At 51.2% G+C, this 19460-nt stretch carries 15 protein-coding genes; 13 read left to right on the top strand and 2 right to left on the bottom strand.

The features are described 5' to 3' along the window. Window positions 1-49 precede the first annotated feature (49 nt). The 12 genes from hscA (at window position 50) to LZ463_RS04660 (ending at window position 15054) form a co-directional block, all read left to right on the top strand. A complete protein-coding gene (hscA, locus tag LZ463_RS04715; RefSeq protein ID WP_241454370.1) occupies window positions 50-1915 on the top strand; it encodes a Fe-S protein assembly chaperone HscA in 1866 nt (621 codons plus the stop codon). 46 nt (window positions 1916-1961) lie between these two features. Continuing rightward, complete coding sequence (fdx, locus tag LZ463_RS04710; RefSeq protein ID WP_241454369.1) at window positions 1962-2300, top strand: ISC system 2Fe-2S type ferredoxin; 339 nt, start codon at window positions 1962-1964, stop codon at window positions 2298-2300. 43 nt (window positions 2301-2343) lie between these two features. Then, entirely contained in the window at window positions 2344-2538 is a 195-nt protein-coding gene (iscX, locus tag LZ463_RS04705) for a Fe-S cluster assembly protein IscX (protein ID WP_241454366.1), read from the top strand. Window positions 2539-2815: 277 nt separating this feature from the next. Then, window positions 2816-4429 carry a sensor histidine kinase gene (locus tag LZ463_RS04700; protein ID WP_241454362.1) on the top strand — a complete coding sequence of 538 codons (1614 nt, stop codon included), beginning with the start codon at window positions 2816-2818 and terminating at the stop codon, window positions 4427-4429. Between the two features lie 137 nt (window positions 4430-4566). Next, window positions 4567-5361 (top strand): thymidylate synthase, encoded by a 795-nt coding sequence (locus LZ463_RS04695; protein ID WP_241454360.1) that lies wholly within the window; start codon window positions 4567-4569, stop codon window positions 5359-5361. Window positions 5362-5388: 27 nt separating this feature from the next. After that, window positions 5389-5871, top strand: a complete 483-nt coding sequence (locus LZ463_RS04690) for a dihydrofolate reductase (RefSeq protein WP_241454358.1) — start codon at window positions 5389-5391, stop codon at window positions 5869-5871. Window positions 5872-5878: 7 nt separating this feature from the next. Further along, the gene (locus LZ463_RS04685) at window positions 5879-6448 is read left to right on the top strand and encodes a DUF4337 domain-containing protein (RefSeq protein WP_241454357.1); all 570 of its coding nucleotides are present in this window, start codon (window positions 5879-5881) and stop codon (window positions 6446-6448) included. Window positions 6449-6463: 15 nt separating this feature from the next. Beyond that, window positions 6464-7252, top strand: a complete 789-nt coding sequence (locus tag LZ463_RS04680; RefSeq protein WP_241454356.1) for a MipA/OmpV family protein — start codon at window positions 6464-6466, stop codon at window positions 7250-7252. Window positions 7253-7575: 323 nt separating this feature from the next. Next, window positions 7576-9846, top strand: a complete 2271-nt coding sequence (locus tag LZ463_RS04675) for an arginine/lysine/ornithine decarboxylase (protein WP_241454355.1) — start codon at window positions 7576-7578, stop codon at window positions 9844-9846. Window positions 9847-10042: 196 nt separating this feature from the next. Continuing rightward, on the top strand, window positions 10043-10948 hold the full coding sequence (locus LZ463_RS04670; protein ID WP_241454354.1) for a flagellar brake protein: 906 nt from the start codon (window positions 10043-10045) through the stop codon (window positions 10946-10948). Window positions 10949-11226: 278 nt separating this feature from the next. Further along, window positions 11227-13590, top strand: a complete 2364-nt coding sequence (locus LZ463_RS04665; protein ID WP_241454353.1) for a DUF1800 family protein — start codon at window positions 11227-11229, stop codon at window positions 13588-13590. A gap of 12 nt (window positions 13591-13602) precedes the next feature. Then, window positions 13603-15054, top strand: coding sequence for a DUF1501 domain-containing protein (locus tag LZ463_RS04660; protein ID WP_241454351.1), 1452 nt, complete (start codon window positions 13603-13605; stop codon window positions 15052-15054). Between the two features lie 50 nt (window positions 15055-15104). On the opposite strand, the gene LZ463_RS04655 is transcribed toward LZ463_RS04660, so the two are convergent. Then, window positions 15105-16025 (bottom strand): glutaminase, encoded by a 921-nt coding sequence (locus tag LZ463_RS04655; RefSeq protein WP_241454350.1) that lies wholly within the window; start codon window positions 16023-16025, stop codon window positions 15105-15107. Between the two features lie 31 nt (window positions 16026-16056). After that, window positions 16057-16623 (bottom strand): dCTP deaminase, encoded by a 567-nt coding sequence (gene dcd / locus LZ463_RS04650; RefSeq protein WP_241454349.1) that lies wholly within the window; start codon window positions 16621-16623, stop codon window positions 16057-16059. Between the two features lie 464 nt (window positions 16624-17087). Here dcd and LZ463_RS04645 point away from each other — a divergent pair, with 464 nt between their 5' ends. After that, window positions 17088-19331, top strand: coding sequence for a YgiQ family radical SAM protein (locus LZ463_RS04645; protein ID WP_241454348.1), 2244 nt, complete (start codon window positions 17088-17090; stop codon window positions 19329-19331). Window positions 19332-19460 lie beyond the last annotated feature (129 nt).

Genomic DNA, 19460 nt, shown 5'->3' with positions numbered 1-19460 from the left:
CTGTATCAACCAGGCTTGATCATTTTACGGCTCGCCCCTCTTATTTACTATGGCCTTATTGCAGATTTCAGAACCTGGCATGTCTACTGCCCCACACCAGCACCGTTTGGCCGTGGGCATAGATCTGGGCACGACCAATTCCCTGGTTGCGACGGTTCGCAATAGCATCCCTGAAGTATTGAATGACGAAGAAGGCCGGCCATTACTGCCATCTGTAGTCCGTTACCTGCCAAATGGTCATGCCCACATAGGCTTCAAGGCGCAGGCAGAACAATCCAACGATCCCAAAAACACGATCGTCTCTGTCAAACGCTTCATGGGGCGCGGCCTCAAAGACATCGCCTACGCAGAAAACCTGCCCTACGATTTTCATGACGAACCCGGCATGGTGCAATTGAAAACCGTAGCCGGCGTCAAGAGCCCGGTTGAAGTATCCGCACAGATCCTTGCCACGCTGCGCCAGCAGGCTGAAGATGCGCTTGGCGACGATCTGGTCGGCGCAGTCATTACCGTGCCCGCTTATTTTGATGATGCACAAAGGCAGGCAACCAAAGATGCAGCAAAACTGGCTGGCCTGAACGTATTGCGCCTGCTCAACGAGCCGACCGCCGCTGCCATTGCCTATGGACTCGACAATGCATCAGAAGGCGTTTATGCCGTATTTGATCTTGGTGGAGGCACCTTCGATATCTCCATCCTGAAGATGAGCAAGGGTGTGTTTGAAGTCCTGTCTACTGGCGGAGATTCCGCCCTGGGCGGTGACGATTTTGATCACCGCCTGTTTTGCTGGATATTGCAGGAATCGAAGCTGTCGCCATTATCTGATGAAGATATCAGTACCCTGATGGTCAAGGCGCGCGAGGCAAAAGAAATCCTGTCGACCAAACCCAGCACCTACATTGATGCCAAACTTAATTCTGGCGAATCTGTGCATCTGCAAATCAAGGCAACTCAATTTGCCGAGATGACGCAAAACCTGGTCGTCAAAGCCATCACCCCCTGTCGCAAGGCCCTGCGCGACGCCAACCTGATGGTCGATGACATAGATGGCGTGGTATTGGTAGGCGGTGCAACTCGCATGCCCCATGTCAGGAAAGCTGTTGGTGAATTTTTCCAGACCACACCGCTGGCCAATATTGACCCCGACAAGGTTGTGGCTCTTGGTGCAGCAATCCAGGCCAACCTGCTGGCTGGCAATCGTGCGCCAGGCGATGACTGGCTGCTGCTTGATGTCATCCCTTTGTCTCTGGGCGTGGAAACCATGGGGGGACTGACCGAAAAGGTTATACCTCGCAACTCAACAATACCCTGCGCCCGTGCACAGGAATTCACCACCTTCAAGGATGGCCAGACTGCCATGGCCATCCACGTAGTACAAGGCGAGCGCGAGCTGGTCAGCGAGTGTCGCTCACTGGCGCGCTTTGAATTGCGCGGCATACCAGCCATGGCAGCTGGCGCTGCACGCATACGCATCACCTACCAGGTGGATGCCGACGGCCTGCTGTCAGTCTCTGCTCGCGAACTGCGTTCAGGCGTAGAAGCTGCCATTACAGTAAAGCCGTCATACGGTCTGGCCGATGACGATATCACCCGCATGCTGCAGGACTCATTTAATTCTGCTGATGCAGACATGCGCGAACGCGCGTTGCGTGAAGAGGCAGTGGAAGCTGAACGCATACTGCTGGCAACCGATTCAGCCCTAAACGCCGATTCGCAATTATTAAGCGAAACCGAGCAGCAGCAAATACATGACTTGATGAATCGGGTCAGAGCCTTGAAAAGTGGTAACGATCACAATGCACTGCACAAGGCCATTACCGACCTGGCAGAGGGTACGGAAGAATTCGCAGCACGACGCATGGACCAGAGTGTGCGTAGCGCCCTGGCCGGGCGCAAGCTCGATGAAATCGCCTGACTTACAATCAACAGACGCCGCACCCAGAAAATACTTAGAGAAAACCATGCCACAAATTATCGTTTTACCGCACCCGCAGCTTTGCCCCGAGGGTACTGTCATTGAGGCGCCAGAAGGCAAGTCACTTTGCGAAGCTCTGGTTGAAAGTGATGTCGAAATTGAACATGCCTGCGAAATGTCATGCGCCTGTACGACCTGCCACGTCGTCATACGCGAAGGATTCAACACCCTGAATGAATCAAGCGATGATGAAGAAGACTTGCTCGATGCAGCCTGGGGCCTGGAAGCTACCTCTCGCCTGTCTTGCCAGGTCAAACTGGGCAAGCAGGACATCACCATAGAAATCCCCAAGTACACGATCAATCACGCACGCGAAAATCATTAAGCAGTATTTCGCAGGCGGTCATCGACATTCACTGGAGCACGACATGAAATGGACTGACACCTTCAGGATAGCAGAAGCACTGAACGACAAATTCCCCGACATTGATCCACTGAGCCTACGTTTTACTGACCTGCATAACTGGGTGGTCGATCTGGAAGAATTCGATGACGACCATGGTCGCGGCGGCGAAAAAATACTGGAAGCCATACAGATGGCCTGGATAGAAGAAGCAAAGTAGCCCTTCAGCCAATGGCCATATCCAACCCAGCGTCAAACTCCAGTCCTGCTTTTTTGGAGATTTGACGACACACTGCCATACCGGAGGCCCCACTCCCGAATCACAACTTGCTGAAACACAAAAAACCTTTTAGTATTTTGAGACTGTTTGTGTAATTATCAAACGGTGTGTTTGTGTGTAATCATGTCATGTCTGCTCTGTAAATGATTGTCTGGCGGGATTTACCCCTGTTTCGCCTGGCCCCACCCACCGGGAAGTGTTGCACAAGGACCTTGCAATGCAGTTTCGACATCTCTTATCTGCGCTACGCAGCAGAATTACGCTAAGATTAGCGATCATTCTGGCCGTCGTATTCGGATTGACCGTCCCCGCTGCCATCCTCATTCCCTACCACCTGCATACAATAGAAACGGCTGCCCAAGTCAGGAATGCCGAAGACCATAATCGCCTGGTCGAAATTTTATCTGTCATTCTAAGTGAGCCTTTATGGCAGATTACGCCTGAAATTGCCAATATTTCCAGTGAAGTTGTTTACTCGGATCCCAGGGTGGCGACCATAGAGGTCATTACTTTGCCTGACAGGAAAGAATTCATCAAGAACGACACCCGCAAGAAGTCACAAAAGGGCCCATTCACCAGCATGGTGAGGGAAATAAAACATGGTGGACAAGTCATAGGACAGGTCAGACTGACCTTGGCAGAAGACCTTCTTCAAGAGAGCCTCGCCTCGGATTTTCGCCGCTATGTCACTACGGCTGTGCTCTCCCTGATCCTGGCCATCCTGTTCATTCTGGTGGTTTTGCAGTGGCGCCTGGTACAGCCGGTCCGTATCCTGATGGGTGAATCTGATCGGCTCGCCAATGGTGAATTGAATGACCCTATTGCCCTGAACCGCGAAGATGAGCTTGGCCATCTGGCAACCAGCCTTGAAGCCACTCGCCAGGCTCTGCAGCGCTCATTTGGCGAACTGGAAATCAAGAATCAGCAATTGCTTGAATATTCGGGCACACTGGAATCCAAGGTCAGGCAACGTACGCAAGAACTGGAAACAGTCAATCAAAACCTTGAAGCTGCGCTGGCCAACGTCAATTCGGCCCAGGCCGAACTGGCCCGCGTTGAACGGATGGCTGCGCTGGGCTCCATGGTGGCCGGCGTCGCCCATGAGCTCAACACACCGCTGGGCAATTGCCTGCTGGTTGCCAGTACGCTTGAAGAAGAGACACGCAATCTGGTCAAGATGGTTGAAGAAGGCAAGATGCGTCGTTCTGACCTGACCCGTTACGCCAATACTGCCGTTGACTCCACCAAACTGCTGTTACGTGGCCTGCAACAGTCAGCTCATTTGGTCGGCGACTTCAAACAGGTTGCTGTTGACCAGTCAAGCGCCCAACGCCGTCAATTCACCCTGCTGGTCATGTTGCAAGAGTTGACAGCACTACTGCACTCCAGTTTGCGCAAGACACCATTTACGCTGGAACTGGACATCCCGGCTGACATACAGTTGGACAGTTACCCTGGTCTGCTTGGCCAGGTATTCACTAATCTGGTCAACAATGCCGTAGCACATGGTCTGGAGGGCCGTGAAGAAGGCCATATGCGCTGCACGGCTGAAAAACAGGGTGAGCAAGTCATCATCATTTTTGAGGACAATGGCAAAGGCATCCCTGCAGATATCATCAATCGCATTTTCGAGCCCTTTTTCACCACCAAATTTGGCCAGGGCGGCAGTGGTCTTGGTCTCAGCATCACCTTCAACATCATCACCAATGTCCTTGGTGGCAACATACATGCCAGCAGCATTGTCGGCCATGGCACCAAGTTTGAAATCAAATTGCCCCTGATCGCCCCAGGCGAACCCGAGTCCAGCAATCCCCTACTCAGCAAACGTTAACTCTCCCTCGTCTGGCTTGCCATAAAAAAGCCCCTCAGGCACGGCAACCAAGTCACCCACTTTCTTCTTGGCCCAAGGTATTAAGGTATACTAGCGACTTAGACAAAATCGCAACTCATCTTAGCTATATACCCCTCATGCATCAATACCTTGATTTCATGCGCCATGTCAAAGAGCACGGCACGAAGAAGACCGACCGAACAGGCACAGGCACCGTGTCTGTGTTTGGCTACCAGATGCGCTTCGACCTCAGCCAGGGCTTCCCTCTGGTGACGACCAAAAAGCTGCATATCAAGTCTATCGTGCATGAATTGATCTGGTTTTTGGCAGGCTCCACCAATATCAAGTATTTACAGGACAATGGTGTATCGATCTGGAATGAATGGGCCGATGCAAACGGCGATCTGGGACCGGTATATGGCTCACAGTGGCGCAACTGGCCTACCCCATCCGGCGGGCACATAGATCAGATCAAGCAGGTGATAGATCAGATACGCAATACCCCGGATTCAAGAAGGCTCATCGTTTCAGCATGGAATGTCGCCGACATCCCGCAGATGAAATTACCTCCCTGTCACATGATGTTCCAGTTTTATGTTGCTGATGGAAAGCTGTCTTGTCAGTTATACCAGCGTAGTGCGGACATCTTCCTGGGCGTGCCTTTCAATATTGCATCTTATGCATTATTGACACACATGGTTGCCCAGCAAACCGGCTTGGAAGTCGGCGATTTTGTCTGGACTGGTGGTGATTGCCATTTGTATTCAAATCACATGCAACAAGTTGATGAGCAATTGACCAGAACAACATTACCATTATGCCAACTTATCATCAAACGACAGCCGGACTCGATCTTTGACTACCAGTTCGATGATTTTGAATTTGCCAATTATGAGTCACATCCTGCTATCAAGGCACCTGTCGCTGTCTAAGTTAAATCCAGTCCGAAATTCATCATCATGTCATCTTTGAGCATTATTGTTGCAACCGACATCAAGCGCGGCATAGGCATAGACAATAAGTTGCCATGGCACTTACCTGCTGATCTGGCCCACTTCAAACGTACTACCAGTGGCCACCCCATCATCATGGGCCGAAAGACCTTTGAGTCCATAGGCCGACCCCTGCCACAACGCAGGAATATCGTGGTAACGCGCAACCCGGAGTGGCAACACCAGGGGGTAGAAACTGCGCCCTCCCTGGAAGCAGCACGGAGCATGCTGACTGAAGAAATGGGTTTTATCATCGGTGGGGCAGAGATTTATCAGCAAAGCATGGCCGTTGCCGATCAACTGATCGTGACTGAGATACAACAGGAATTTGCTTGTGATGCTTTTTTCCCTGTGATCAATCCGTTAATATGGATAGAGACCGCAAGAGAAGAACATTACTCTGAGGAAAATAATTTACATTTCGCATTTGTGACTTACAAAAAGAATTAGGATTAATATGTCAGGACATGGTTTTCACGTACACGGACCGCATGATCATGAATTGGAACATGCAGCCCACAGCAATGATGATTTTGCCAGCAGAATAGCAGTGATGACTGCCATTATGGCAACGGTTGGTGCCTTATTTGGCTATGAAGGCGGTGCAACACAAAATAGCGCTGCCATGTATAAAAATGATGCCGCAATAAAAAAGACTGAAGCATCGAACCAATGGAATTATTATCAGTCGAAGTCAAGCAAACAGAATCTGGCCGAACTGGCTGTGGGAATTCCTGGCGTTAACGTCGAGAAATACCGCGCCGAAGCCGAGCGTTATAGCAAAGAAAAAGAAGGAATCAAGAAAAAAGCCGAAGAACTTGAGAAAGAAAGCCTGGCTTTTGAAGAGAAGTCTGAAGCAGCTTTACATCAGCATCACCGCTGGGCACAAGCCATGACGGCGGTGCAAATTGCCATTTCTCTGGCAGCGATCACCTTGCTGACAAAGAAAAAATGGTTGCAATATGCATCTTATGGCGTCGCGGGTGTTGGTGCTGTTTTGGCGGGATTTGCCTGGTTCCACATTTAACAGAACGAGAACATAATGAAAAAAATACTCGGTGTCACTTTATTGGCGATGGCTTGCACTGCTTCAGCGCAAACCTCACAATTTGTGCAACTGATTCCTCAGTCTTATCTGCCCAAGGATGTCAATTTCTCGCTTGGAGCTGCCGCCCTGAGTCTGCCGAAATATACAGGCTCGGATGAGCGCAGGCTGGCCGCCTATCCCGTGTTTGACACTCAATGGAAGAACGGTGCTTTTTTCAGCGCCATTAACGGCCTGGGCTATAACTTTTCAAAAAATGCCAGCATCCAATATGGTCTGCGCATGACGTTGGAAGCTGCACGCGATGAGTCACGCTCAAGCAAATTGCGTGGTCTGGGCGATGTCAATACCGCGGTGGAACCCGGTGCATTCCTTAACTACAACCTGAATCAAAATTTTTCTCTTGCTTCGTCAATACGCTATGGATCAGGCGTAGATCATAACGGCGTACAAGTCAGCTTTGGAGCCCTGGCATCCACGGTATTGAGTCCACAACACAGACTATCAGCCAGCATAGGGGCAAACTGGGTCAATTCGTCCTACATGCAATCCTACTTTGGCGTCAATGCCACGCAATCAGCAGCCAGTGGCTACGCTCAGTACACACCCTCCTCGGGCATATCGGACATCAAGCTTGGCGCCAGCTGGAGCTGGAATATAGACAGCAACTGGTCACTGACAACCGGCGCCTCCGTCAGCAGGCTGAGCGGTGATGCCGGCAGAAGTCCGTTTGTATTCCAGAGGAATCCCGTCACGATCTTCTCCGCTGCCACTTATCGCTTCTGATAATCGGCGTTGTCACAGCCTGACAAAGGGAGTGCTGATTTAAGCACTCCTTTTTTATTGCACTGGCCACAATATAATAATTATCAGACATGCATGTCAAATTATCTTCACATCTGACGGCCATTAACAATGGAAGATACGGTACAAATGGCACTTGGATGACTATCAGATGAAATTTTGCATTTCTTGGTTGAAATCCACTATTTTTTTACATCAGCACCCACATATCTGAGAGAATGCGCTTCTTTGAATTTTCGGCGCGCAAGCGGTTGATTTAACTTGCCCAGGCGTCTCCCTTGTAACAAGCTATTTTGGAGACCTCCATGAAATTCCGCTTTCCCATCGTCATCATCGACGAAGACTTCCGCTCTGAAAACACTTCCGGTCTCGGCATACGTGCCCTGGCTGAAGCCATCGAATCCGAGGGCATGGAAGTACTGGGTGTGACCAGTTATGGCGATCTGTCCCAGTTTGCCCAGCAACAGTCCCGCGCCTCCGCCTTCATCCTGTCGATAGATGATGAAGAATTTGGCGATGGTACAGACGAAGAAACGGATTATGCATTGAAGTCGCTGCGCGCCTTCGTTGAAGAAATCCGTTACAAGAATGCCGATATCCCGATTTACCTGTATGGTGAAACGCGGACCTCACGCCACATCCCTAATGACATCCTGCGCGAGTTGCATGGGTTCATTCACATGTTTGAAGATACGCCAGAATTTGTGGCGCGTCATATTATTCGCGAAGCCCGTTCTTATCTTGATGGCCTCGCGCCCCCCTTCTTCCGTGCACTGGTGCACTATGCAAATGACGGCTCCTATTCCTGGCATTGCCCCGGCCACTCGGGTGGCGTGGCCTTCCTGAAGTCGCCAATAGGCCAGATGTTTCACCAGTTTTTTGGCGAAAACATGTTGCGCGCTGACGTCTGCAATGCGGTTGAGGAATTAGGTCAACTGCTCGATCACACCGGGCCGGTAGCCGCGTCCGAACGCAATGCTGCGCGCATTTTCAATGCGGACCACTGCTATTTCGTCACAAACGGCACATCGACTTCGAACAAGATGGTCTGGCATTCTACGGTGGCGCCAGGCGACATCGTCGTAGTGGATCGCAACTGCCATAAATCCATCCTGCACTCTATCATCATGTGTGGTGCGATACCTGTATTCCTGATGCCGACACGCAATCACCTTGGCATTATCGGCCCTATTCCGCTGGAAGAGTTCAGCATGGAAAGCATACAGAAAAAGATAGAAGCCAATCCATTTGCGCGCGAAGCCAAGAACAAGAAACCACGTATTTTGACGATCACACAGTCGACCTACGATGGCGTGCTATACAACGTCGAAGTGTTGAAAAATCTGCTCGACGGTGAAATTGACACGCTGCACTTCGACGAAGCCTGGCTGCCGCACGCCACCTTCCATGATTTCTACAAAGACATGCATGCGATCGGCAAAGACAGGCCACGAGCCAAGAAGTCGATGATTTTCTCTACCCAGTCCACGCACAAACTGCTGGCGGGTATTTCACAGGCATCACAGATTCTGGTGCGCGAGTCCGAGACGCGCAAGCTCGACAGAGACAGCTTCAATGAAGCCTACTTGATGCACACGTCCACCTCCCCCCAGTATTCGATCATCGCCTCCTGCGATATTGCAGCTGCCATGATGGAAGCACCCGGCGGCAACGCACTGGTAGAAGAGTCCATTCTTGAGGCACTCGACTTCCGCCGCGCCATGCGCAAGGTTGACCAGGAATGGGGTAAAGACTGGTGGTTCCAGGTGTGGGGCCCGGAAGAATTTGCCGCTGACGGCATAGGCTCGCGTGAAGACTGGATGATACGTGCCGAAGACGACTGGCACGGCTTCGGTAAATTGGCGCCCGGCTTCAATATGCTGGATCCGATCAAAGCTACCATTGTCACACCAGGGTTATCACTGGAAGGTAAATTCGGCGAAACTGGCATCCCTGCCTCCATCGTCACCAAGTACCTGGCCGAGCATGGCGTTATTGTCGAAAAATGCGGCCTGTATTCGTTCTTCATCATGTTCACCATCGGCATCACCAAAGGTCGCTGGAATACCCTGCTGACTGCCTTGCAGCAGTTCAAGGACGACTATGACAAGAACCAGCCTATGTGGCGTATCCTGCCGGAATTTGCTGCTGCCAACCCACGCTATGAAGGCGTAGGCCTGAAAGACCTGTGCCAGGGAATACACGAAGCGTACAAGAGCCATGACGTGGCGCGCTTGACGACCGAGATGTATTTATCCGACATGCAGCCAGCCATGAAGCCATCGGACGCCTTTGCCATGATGGCCCACCGTGAAATCGAGCGCGTCTCCATTGACGAGCTTGAGGGACGTGTGACGGCCATCTTGCTGACGCCCTATCCACCGGGCATCCCGCTGTTGATTCCCGGTGAACGCTTTAACCGCACCATCGTTGATTACCTGCGTTTTGTTCGCGATTTCAACGAGAAATTCCCTGGTTTCGAGACTGATTGCCACGGCTTGGTCAAGGCAGAAGTCGACGGCAAACGCGGCTATTTTGTGGATTGCGTAAAATCCACATCAGAAGCCGTCAAGTAAGCATGTCCCCGGCCCCTCAAAGGCTGGCTATCCGTTGTTTTATCTGTGTGATAGAGCACTTATTTCCGTTCAAGGGCAATAAGTGCTTTTTTATACAAACAAGCAACATTACACTTAATTTGCATTTGCTTTCGATATACAATCAAACAGGTACTTCAGATTACGGATACAAGACATGGGTGGTGCGTCAGGACTAATGCCAATCAAGCATGCCGAGATCAGCGTGGGTCAGGCAGTTCCGTGGCCTATCTATGACGAGCAAGGCCATTTGTTGATGGCATCAGGCGTCAAGGTTGAAAGCCAGCACCAACTCGAGAGCTTGCTGGAAAACGGCTATTGCAATCCTGATGCCATGTGGGACACCATACCGTCCAAACTTACCCCGATATCCAAAGCAAGCCTGTCTCCATCAGGTGCCGCAAGCAGCACTCAGACAGCGCCAGATCCGAACAAAGATGTGGTGATGGAGCTTGATAGCGTACGCTGGAATGTCGGTGAGACTCTTTACCTGCAAGTACATGACCATGCCGCCACACGTTACACAGTGAGATTGATAGGCTTTGTAAAAAACATGTCTGTCATGGTGACTGCACCAACAATCGATGGCAAAGCAGTGATTGTCAGAGATGGGCAGACTTTCATAGTTCGAGCCTTTCCGGGCAAAAAGGCTTACGCTTTTACCGCCTCTGCAGTCAAATCAGTTTATTCACCCCATTCCTACCTGCATCTTTCTTACCCCAAACAGGTACGTAGCAGCACGATACGCCAGGGTTCAAGAGCATCTGTTAAAATTATTGCCTCTGTAACAATCGGTGATCCAGAACAAACTGCAGCAGCAACCCTCGGGGATTTAAGCATGGGCGGCGCTTCAGGTGTCATCAAAAAACAGCTTGGCAATAAAGGTGATGTTGGAATAATAAAGTTCAAAGTCAGTGCTGCCGGAAATGATGAATATCTGTCACTGAAAGTCATCCTGCGCTCGCAAGCCCCTACTGAAAATGGACTCGAATACCGTCATGGTTTTGAGTTTATTGACGTATCACCCCAATCCAAACTCATACTTTCCGCATTCGTTCATCAGACACTGGCAGAAATGGACTAACTATTCACCTTTCGTCTTTAACTTTTTACAAGACCCGCTGGTCAGCCGGTTTTAGAAATGAACGGATTACAATTACTTACTCTTTATGGGTATTGCACCTGATCGCTTGGATTAAAATTAGCTTTCCAAAATGGAATTTTGGGAACGAATAATCAGGAGCCATCATGCCTCAGATCAGGCTAAATACAATTAAACGCTGCTTGGTCATCCTTTCAGTCATCACCTTGATTTCTTGTGGTGGCAATGAAAAGACTAGCCTGTCAAATAGCACTCCACCTGTGTCTGCGGCCCCGCCTCTGGTCGCACCAACTCCGGTCGCTAACGGTACCACAATCAGCTTCAGTGGCAATCGCTCAAACTACAGCCTGACAGCGACAAATCCAGGGTATTCCGTCAAAGACAATGTTGGCAATGATGGCACGACCAGTGTCGCTGCCAACATACAGTCACTGGTTTTCAAAGATGTCACCGTCAACCTTCAAGTCGCCAGTCTGGCCAGCAGTATCGCAGCCAATGACTTGAATGCCATCATTGAACTGTACATCGCCTATTTCAACCGCATCCCTGATGCAAATGGTCTGGCATACTGGATTACGCAATTCAAAAATGGCATGACGATAGAAAAAATCGGTGATTCTTTCTATATTGCGGCTATCCAGGATGCTGCCTTAACTGGTTATGCCCCTGATGCCAACAATACGGACTTCGTCACCAATGTGTATCGAAATGTGTTGAGTCGCCCATCGCCGGACAAGGCGGGTCTTGACTACTGGACCAGCAGCCTGGCCAACGGCAAGGTAACCCGAGGCATCGTGGTTCGCTCTATGCTGACTGCGGCACATGGCTATTCTGGCGACCCTGTCTATGGCTGGGTGAGCAGTCTGCTTGACAACAAGATCAGCGTTGCGAAGACTTATGCAATTCAACAGGGATTGAGTTACGTACGCACAGAGGACTCCATCACCAAGGGCATGGCTCTGGCCAGCGCTGTATCCCCCACAGACACCAGTGCAGCCAATGGTTTGATACAGGCCCTGATCGGTTTTCAATCGCCACCAGGCAGTGCGCCGACACCGGCACAGGCATCACGCTTTCTGGCGCAGGCCAGCTTTGGGGCGAACAATGCCGCCATTAATGGCGTGACGAGCAGCTCTTATAGTGCATGGATAGACAAGCAATTTCTCATGCCACAAAAACTGCATCGCAGTTACATGGATGCACAGGCCGCAGGCTTCATCAATGGTTTGAAAGACCTGAGTCAAAACAATTTCTTTGAATCTTTCTGGCAACAAGCCATCACTGGCGATGATCAGCTGCGTCAGCGTGTCACATTTGCATTATCACAAATACTCGTCATTTCTTTTCAGGACAGCAACGTTGCCAATTACCCTCGTGGCGTAGCATCGTACTATGACACCCTGGCTGCAAACGCATTTGGTAATTATCGCAATCTGCTGGAATCCGTCAGCCTGCACCCGATGATGGGGACCTATTTAACTTCACTGCGCAATCAGAAAGAATCTGGCACCCAGGTTCCCGATGAAAATTACGCACGCGAAGTCATGCAGTTATTTACGATAGGCCTGTATCAACTCAATCAGGATGGCACTTACCTGCTTAGCAACGGCAAACCCGTAGAAACTTATTCCAGTACAGATATTGCAGGACTGGCAAAAGTATTCACCGGATGGAGCTGGGCTGGCCCTGACAAGAGCGATACACGCTTTTTCGGCGGCAATGCTGATGCGAATCGCGACTGGCTGCCCATGCAAAGCTACCCCAAATATCATTCAATCTCTGCCAAATCATTTTTGGGTGTCACGATTCCGGCACAATCTGCGGCAAACCCAGAAGCCAGTTTGAAAATTGCCCTGGATACCTTGTTCAATCACCCTAATGTTGGTCCTTTTATTGGCAAACAATTAATCCAAAGACTAGTCACCAGCAACCCCAGTCCACAATACATATCTAGGGTCGCTGCAGCCTTCAACAATAACGGCCAGGGCGTACGTGGTGACATGCGAGCCGTGATCAAGGCCATCTTGCTTGATAACGAAGCCCGCACAGACTCAACCCTTGCCTTTGCCAATACAGGCAAATTGCGGGAGCCCACCTTGCGCCTGGCTAACTGGATGCGTGCTTTTGATGTGAAATCCACTTCTGGCCGCTTCCTGATGACAAGTACTGATGACCCTTTAAGCGGTTTGTCGGAAACACCAATGCGTTCGCCGTCCGTATTCAATTTTTATCGTCCTGGTTATGTTCCGCCCAACACCAGTATTGCCAGCGCCGGGCTGGTATCACCAGAGATGCAGATTACTGGCGAGACTTCGGTAGTTGGCTACCTGAACTTCATGCGAGATATCATCCCGAATGGAACAGGCTCCTCGCGCGACATCAAAGCCGACTATACACCGCTGATTGCGCTGGCGCCGACGCCAGAACTGCTGCTCGATCAGATCAACCTCAATCTGATGGCAAGCCAGATGAGCAGCAACCTGCGCAGCCAGATTTTGACAGCGGTGAATTCCGTTGCAATACCGACTAACAACACGGCAAATGCCGATACGGCGAAAAAGAATCGTGTTTACCTGGCGATTTTCCTGACTATGGCTTCGCCTGAGTATCTGACTCAAAAATGAACGGAACCCATCATGACTAAAGTGAATGCTTCGCGCCGCGAATTCCTGCGCGTTTCCACAGCACTGGGTGCCGCAGGCGCCATGGGGACTGCCAGCCTCCCTTTCGCCATCAACCTGGCAACACTGGGATCGGCTGCTGCGCAGACATCTACTGGTGGCTATAAAGCCTTGGTCTGCCTGTTCCTTTACGGTGCCAACGACCATGCCAATACGGTACTGGCGACCGACAGTACATCCTGGACGCAATACCTGACCGTGCGCACGACAAACGAAGCAGGTTCCATTGCCCTGCCTGCAGTTGGCAGCAGCGGCGGCGTTCTGCCAATCACCCCCATTAGCCCACAGGCTGGCAGGAGTTTTGGCCTGCATCCGCAGCTTGGTCCATTGAAGTCGCTGTTTGACAGCGGTCGCGCCGCGATACTCAGCAATGTCGGCCCGCTCATCGTGCCGACGACGCTGGCACAGTACAAGGCGGGCAGCGTGCCAATACCACCCAAGCTTTTCTCTCATAATGACCAGCAATCCCTATGGCAAGCATATGCACCGGAGGGTGCTGCCTATGGCTGGGGCGGGAGGATGGGTGACATGCTGGCTTCAACCAATTCTTACCCGGTATTTACAGCGATATCAGCATCAGGGAACGCCGTATTCCTGTCTGGTCGTTCAGTCAATCAATACCAGGTCAGTGCTTCAGGTGCCGTCCCCATCAATAGCTTGACCGGTAGCCTGTTCGGTTCCAGCGCGGCCAGCAATCCACTAAAAAACATTATCACTGCGGACAGCAGCAATCTGTTCCAGAAAGAACATGCCGCAGTCACCAATCGCTCCATCAATGCGCAAAGTCTGCTCAGTCCGGCGATGGCCCCGGCTGGAGGCAATGGGGTTCCGAATCCCACACAATATACCAATCCCAATAATGGTAACCTGACAAACAATCCTCTGGCTGCGCAATTGCAGACAGTAGCCAGGATTATTGCCGGACGCAGCGCCCTCGGCGCTCAAAGACAGGTTTTCTTTGTCAGCCTGAGTGGTTTTGACACACATGATGCTCAGCGCACTGTCCACGCTGATCTGATGGCCAGGCTTGCACATGCCCTCAGTTATTTTGACGGCGTGATGGCCAATCTGCAGGGCACAGATATGCGCAACCAGGTCACCACCTTCACAGCCTCGGATTTTGGCCGGACTTTTACCAGCAATGGCGACGGCACCGATCACGGCTGGGGCTCACATCACTTCGTGATAGGCGGCGCAGTCAAGGGCAATAACATTTATGGCGAATTCCCTGTCACGGGTCTGAAGCACAGCCTGGACGTAGGCTCAGGCAGTCTGCTGCCACAGATATCTGTAGATCAATATGGTGCAACGCTGGCAAACTGGTTTGGTTTGAGCACTTCACAGATCAACGATATTTTCCCGAATATCACGAGCTTCTCCAATCGCAACCTGGGCTTCATGGCCTGATCTTCCAGCGTGCTGCGCATGATCAGCACTGATCATGCGCAGCAGCACACTCAAAATATGGAGCGCGCCGTCAAGGTGGTAAAACGTTCCAGTGCATAAGTGCCCGCCAGCGAGTTGCCTGTAGCATCCAGGCCTGGCGACCAGACAGCAACAGCCAGTTCACCAGGCACCAAGGCCAGGATACCGCCACCAACACCGCTTTTGGCAGGCAACCCCACTCTATAGGCAAAGTCGCCGGCTGCATCGTAGGTTCCACAAGTCAGCATCAAGGCATTGAGTCGCTTGGATGAACTGGCATCGAGTATCTGCAAGCCACTCCAGGGGACAGTGCCATGATTGGCCAAAAAGCTGCCAGCCTTGGCCAGTTCTGCACAGGTCATGGTCAGGGAGCATTGCCGGCAATAGCTGTCGATGACTGTCTTGACCGGATTGTGCAAGTTGCCAAAATCTTTCATTAAATGGGCTATCGCATAATTGCGATGGGCAGTTTGTCGCTCTGACTGGGCTACGGCCATATCAAAATCGATCGTACTTTCACCGGCGATGGTCCGGGCAAACTGCTGAACCGCAATATCTGACTGTACAAAACGCGCAGACAAAATATCTGTCATCACGAGGGCGCCAGCATTGATGAAAGGATTACGCGGCTTGCCACGCTCATATTCGAGTTGCACCAGGGAATTGAAGGGGTTACCTGAAGGCTCACGCCCTACTCGCTCCCAGATGGCATCTCCTTCACGCGAAAATGCCAGTGCCAGTGCAAACAGCTTGGTCACACTTTGCAATGAGAACTTCTGCTGGCTGTCGCCAATGGCATAGGTGCTGCCATCAAGTCCATATACCGCCATACCAAAATGACGGGCAGATACTTTTGATAACTCAGGAATATAGGAAGCCACTTTCCCCTGAGACAATAAAGGCTGAACTTCAGAATGAATCGTCTGAAGTATGGCTGCGTAATCAGGCTGCATCTGTCAATATCAACTTATAAGTCAACAGACATCAAGTCTTGGGCAAAGTCACGCCATGTTGACCTTGATACTTGCCGCCCCTGTCCTTGTAGGACGTTTCACAGACTTCATCACTTTCAAAGAATAAGACCTGCGCGCAACCCTCACCAGCATATATCTTCGCCGGCAAAGGTGTGGTGTTGGAAAATTCCAAAGTCACATAGCCTTCCCATTCAGGCTCGAACGGAGTGACGTTCACAATAATGCCGCAACGCGCATAAGTTGACTTGCCCAGGCAAATAGTGAGCACACTGCGCGGTATGCGGAAATACTCCATCGTGCGAGCCAGTGCAAACGAATTCGGCGGGATGATGCAGACATCACCCTTGAAATCGACAAACGATTTTTCATCAAAATTTTTCGGGTCGACAATGGTACTGTTGATATTGGTGAAAATCTTGAATTCATCAGCACAACGTATATCGTAACCATAGGAAGAAGTACCATAACTGACAATACGATGGCCATTGTCCTCGCGCACCTGACCAGGCTCAAACGGCTCTATCATGCCGTGCTGCTCTGCCATGCGACGTATCCACTTATCGGATTTGATACTCATTTACTTCTCCTGCCAAATTGATATTGGCGCGATTTTACGCGAAATCGGCTATATCTAATATGGTATTAGCTGGTAATTGGCTAAACAAATTTGAATTTCCCGGACATTTCAACCACGATTCAGGCAGAAGAGTATCTACCGCTTCCTGAAAAATTGCATCATCAGATATTCGTTGGTCCGACACACAAACAGAAGTTGGCAAATCAACCAAGCCGTGCCAACCATCAACACTTACCCGCGTCAAGCCGCCCGTCTGTTCACCACTTGCAAGTAAATCTCTCAAATCAGGATTACACCAAGCAGATCGCAAGCTTTTGATTTTTCAGAGAAATTTCCCAAAACGCAAGCAAAACCCAAAGGTTTCCGGTACAATTCCGCCCATGAACGCTCAGCCCAAAAACCTATTCTCCTTTCCCCGTTTTCGCCCTGATGTTGGTGGAACAAAGACCGCCCCTTTCTTACCCATGTCCCGCGCCGAAATGGATGCCCTGGGCTGGGATAGTTGCGACGTCATTCTCGTTACTGGGGATGCCTATATTGACCACCCCAGTTTTGGCATGGCATTGATTGGCCGCCTGTTGGAGCACCACGGTTTTCGCGTCGGCATTATCAGTCAGCCTGACTGGCAGTCTGCAGATGCTTTTCGCGCTCTGGGCAAACCGAATCTGTATTTCGGCGTCACTGCAGGCAATATGGATTCCATGGTCAATCGCTATACAGCTGACCGCAAGATACGCTCTGAAGATGCCTATACACCAGACGGAGATCGCAGCAAACGCCCTGATCGTGCGCTGGTTGTGTATGCACAGCGTGCCCGTGAAGCCTACCCGGATGCCAATGTCGTTGTCGGCAGCATAGAAGCCAGCCTGCGTCGTATCGCCCATTATGATTACTGGTCCGACAAGGTACGACGCTCAGTCTTGCCAGACTCCAAAGCTGACATCCTGTTATTCGGCAATGCCGAACGCGCCCTGATAGATCTGACCCACCGGTTGGCTGCCGGCGAAGCCATCAAAGACATTCGAGATTTGCGAGGCACAGCGTTCATGGTTCCACGCGGCTGGTTGCCAGATCAGGAGTGGACAGAAATCAATTCCGTCAAAGTTGACACCCCAGGCAAGATAGATGCGCACACCGATCCGTATGCAATGACGCCTGAAAAAGATGCCAAGTGCGCCACCGGTGATGATCCAGCTGCGCCAGCAGAAGAAAAGCAAGACGTCGTTCAGTTGCAGGCCATACGCATCATGAGCCGGGAAGAACGCCAGGCCATGCTGCGCAACAAACAGCACAAGACCGTGATACGCCTTCCATCTTTTGATGAAGTCAAGGATGACGCAGTACTGTACGCCCATGCCTCAAGGGTATTTCACCTGGAAGCCAATCCCGGTAACGCCAAGGCCCTGGTGCAGGGCCATGGTGACCGTGACGTATGGCTGAACCCGCCGCCACTGCCACTGGCCATGGATGAGATGGATGGCGTATATGACCGCGCCTATGCCCGTGCGCCCCACCCAGCCTATGGCAAGGCACGCATACCCGCCTGGGAAATGATACGCTTCTCGGTCAACATCATGCGTGGCTGCTTTGGCGGTTGCACTTTCTGCTCCATTACCGAGCATGAGGGCCGCATCATACAGAGCCGCTCCGAACCGTCGATTTTGCGTGAGATAGAAGAAATCCGCGACAAGGTCAAAGGCTTTACCGGCACCATCTCTGATCTTGGTGGCCCGACGGCCAACATGTATCGCCTGGCCTGCAAGGACAAGAAGATAGAAGAGTCCTGCCGCCGGCTGTCCTGCGTGTATCCGACGATATGTTCCAATCTGGGTACTGACCACAGCAAGCTGATTTCAATATACCGCAAGGCGCGCGCCCTGCCCGGCATCAAGAAGGTATTGGTCAGTTCCGGTCTGCGCTATGACCTCGCAGTACGATCGCCAGAGTATGTCAAGGAACTGGTTACCCATCATGTTGGCGGTCTGCTAAAGATCGCCCCCGAGCATACTGAATCCGATACCTTGTCGAAAATGATGAAACCCGGCATAGGCAGCTATGATGAATTCAAGGCAATGTTCGAGAAATATTCGAAAGAGGCGAACAAGGAACAATACCTGATCCCCTATTTCATTGCCGCCCACCCGGGTTCAACCGATGAAGACATGCTAAACCTGGCAATCTGGCTGAAAAAGAATGATTTCAAGCTGGACCAGGTACAGACTTTCATGCCTACCCCCATGGCACTGGCAACCACCATGTACCACACGCGCAAGAATCCATTGAAAAAGGTCACGGCAGACTCAGAAGTGGTGGAAACCGCGCGCTCTGGCAAAATACGCAAGCTGCACAAAGCCTTGTTGCGCTACCACGCACCAGAAAACTGGGAAATCATTCATGAAGCCCTGATACGCATGGGCAGGCGCGATCTGATAGGTAGTGGCCCACGCCACCTTATCCCCTCGCGCCAGCCTGTCATACCGATTACTGTAGAGGAAAGTGGTGTCGCCAATGGCAGACGGGTAGCCGCGCCTAAAATCAACACCTTTGGCAAAAAGCCAACGCCACGACCACAGGCAGGCAATACGATAAAGCAAGGCTCCACAAAGTCAGCGATATCAAAAACTGGCGCAAGTAGTGCCGCACGCCCCGCCCTGGCTTACAAGTCAGCCAAACCCAAAGCGGCTGCAGTAAAGTCTGGCAGGCGCTGAACCCAGTCATATCCGACCATAGTAAACTGACAAAAAAGCTGTGTTGGCAAACACAGCTTTTTTTTCGCCTTCATCTTTTCATGCCTTGCCAGTGATGTAGAATCAAATCACCACCTGCCACCATGTCTC

The organism is Undibacterium paludis, assembly GCF_022568815.1.
In the GTDB taxonomy this organism is placed as follows: Bacteria; Pseudomonadota; Gammaproteobacteria; order Burkholderiales; family Burkholderiaceae_D; genus Undibacterium.
The sequence above is the reverse complement of the archived record's forward strand: the minus strand, read 5'-3'. Positions and strand labels throughout refer to the sequence as shown.

What these genes read in the sequence shown, in the direction of transcription:
- LZ463_RS04700 (WP_241454362.1), top strand. Translation starts at nt 2,816, where the DNA reads ATGCAGTTTCGACATCTCTTATCTGCGCTACGCAGCAGAATTACGCTA.
- hscA (WP_241454370.1), top strand. Translation starts at nt 50, where the DNA reads ATGGCCTTATTGCAGATTTCAGAACCTGGCATGTCTACTGCCCCACAC.
- iscX (WP_241454366.1), top strand. Translation starts at nt 2,344, where the DNA reads ATGAAATGGACTGACACCTTCAGGATAGCAGAAGCACTGAACGACAAA.
- LZ463_RS04680 (WP_241454356.1), top strand. Translation starts at nt 6,464, where the DNA reads ATGAAAAAAATACTCGGTGTCACTTTATTGGCGATGGCTTGCACTGCT.
- LZ463_RS04685 (WP_241454357.1), top strand. Translation starts at nt 5,879, where the DNA reads ATGTCAGGACATGGTTTTCACGTACACGGACCGCATGATCATGAATTG.
- LZ463_RS04690 (WP_241454358.1), top strand. Translation starts at nt 5,389, where the DNA reads ATGTCATCTTTGAGCATTATTGTTGCAACCGACATCAAGCGCGGCATA.
- LZ463_RS04645 (WP_241454348.1), top strand. Translation starts at nt 17,088, where the DNA reads ATGTCCCGCGCCGAAATGGATGCCCTGGGCTGGGATAGTTGCGACGTC.
- LZ463_RS04695 (WP_241454360.1), top strand. Translation starts at nt 4,567, where the DNA reads ATGCATCAATACCTTGATTTCATGCGCCATGTCAAAGAGCACGGCACG.
- dcd (WP_241454349.1), bottom strand. Translation starts at nt 16,623, where the DNA reads ATGAGTATCAAATCCGATAAGTGGATACGTCGCATGGCAGAGCAGCAC.
- LZ463_RS04655 (WP_241454350.1), bottom strand. Translation starts at nt 16,025, where the DNA reads ATGCAGCCTGATTACGCAGCCATACTTCAGACGATTCATTCTGAAGTT.
- LZ463_RS04660 (WP_241454351.1), top strand. Translation starts at nt 13,603, where the DNA reads ATGACTAAAGTGAATGCTTCGCGCCGCGAATTCCTGCGCGTTTCCACA.
- fdx (WP_241454369.1), top strand. Translation starts at nt 1,962, where the DNA reads ATGCCACAAATTATCGTTTTACCGCACCCGCAGCTTTGCCCCGAGGGT.
- LZ463_RS04670 (WP_241454354.1), top strand. Translation starts at nt 10,043, where the DNA reads ATGCCAATCAAGCATGCCGAGATCAGCGTGGGTCAGGCAGTTCCGTGG.
- LZ463_RS04675 (WP_241454355.1), top strand. Translation starts at nt 7,576, where the DNA reads ATGAAATTCCGCTTTCCCATCGTCATCATCGACGAAGACTTCCGCTCT.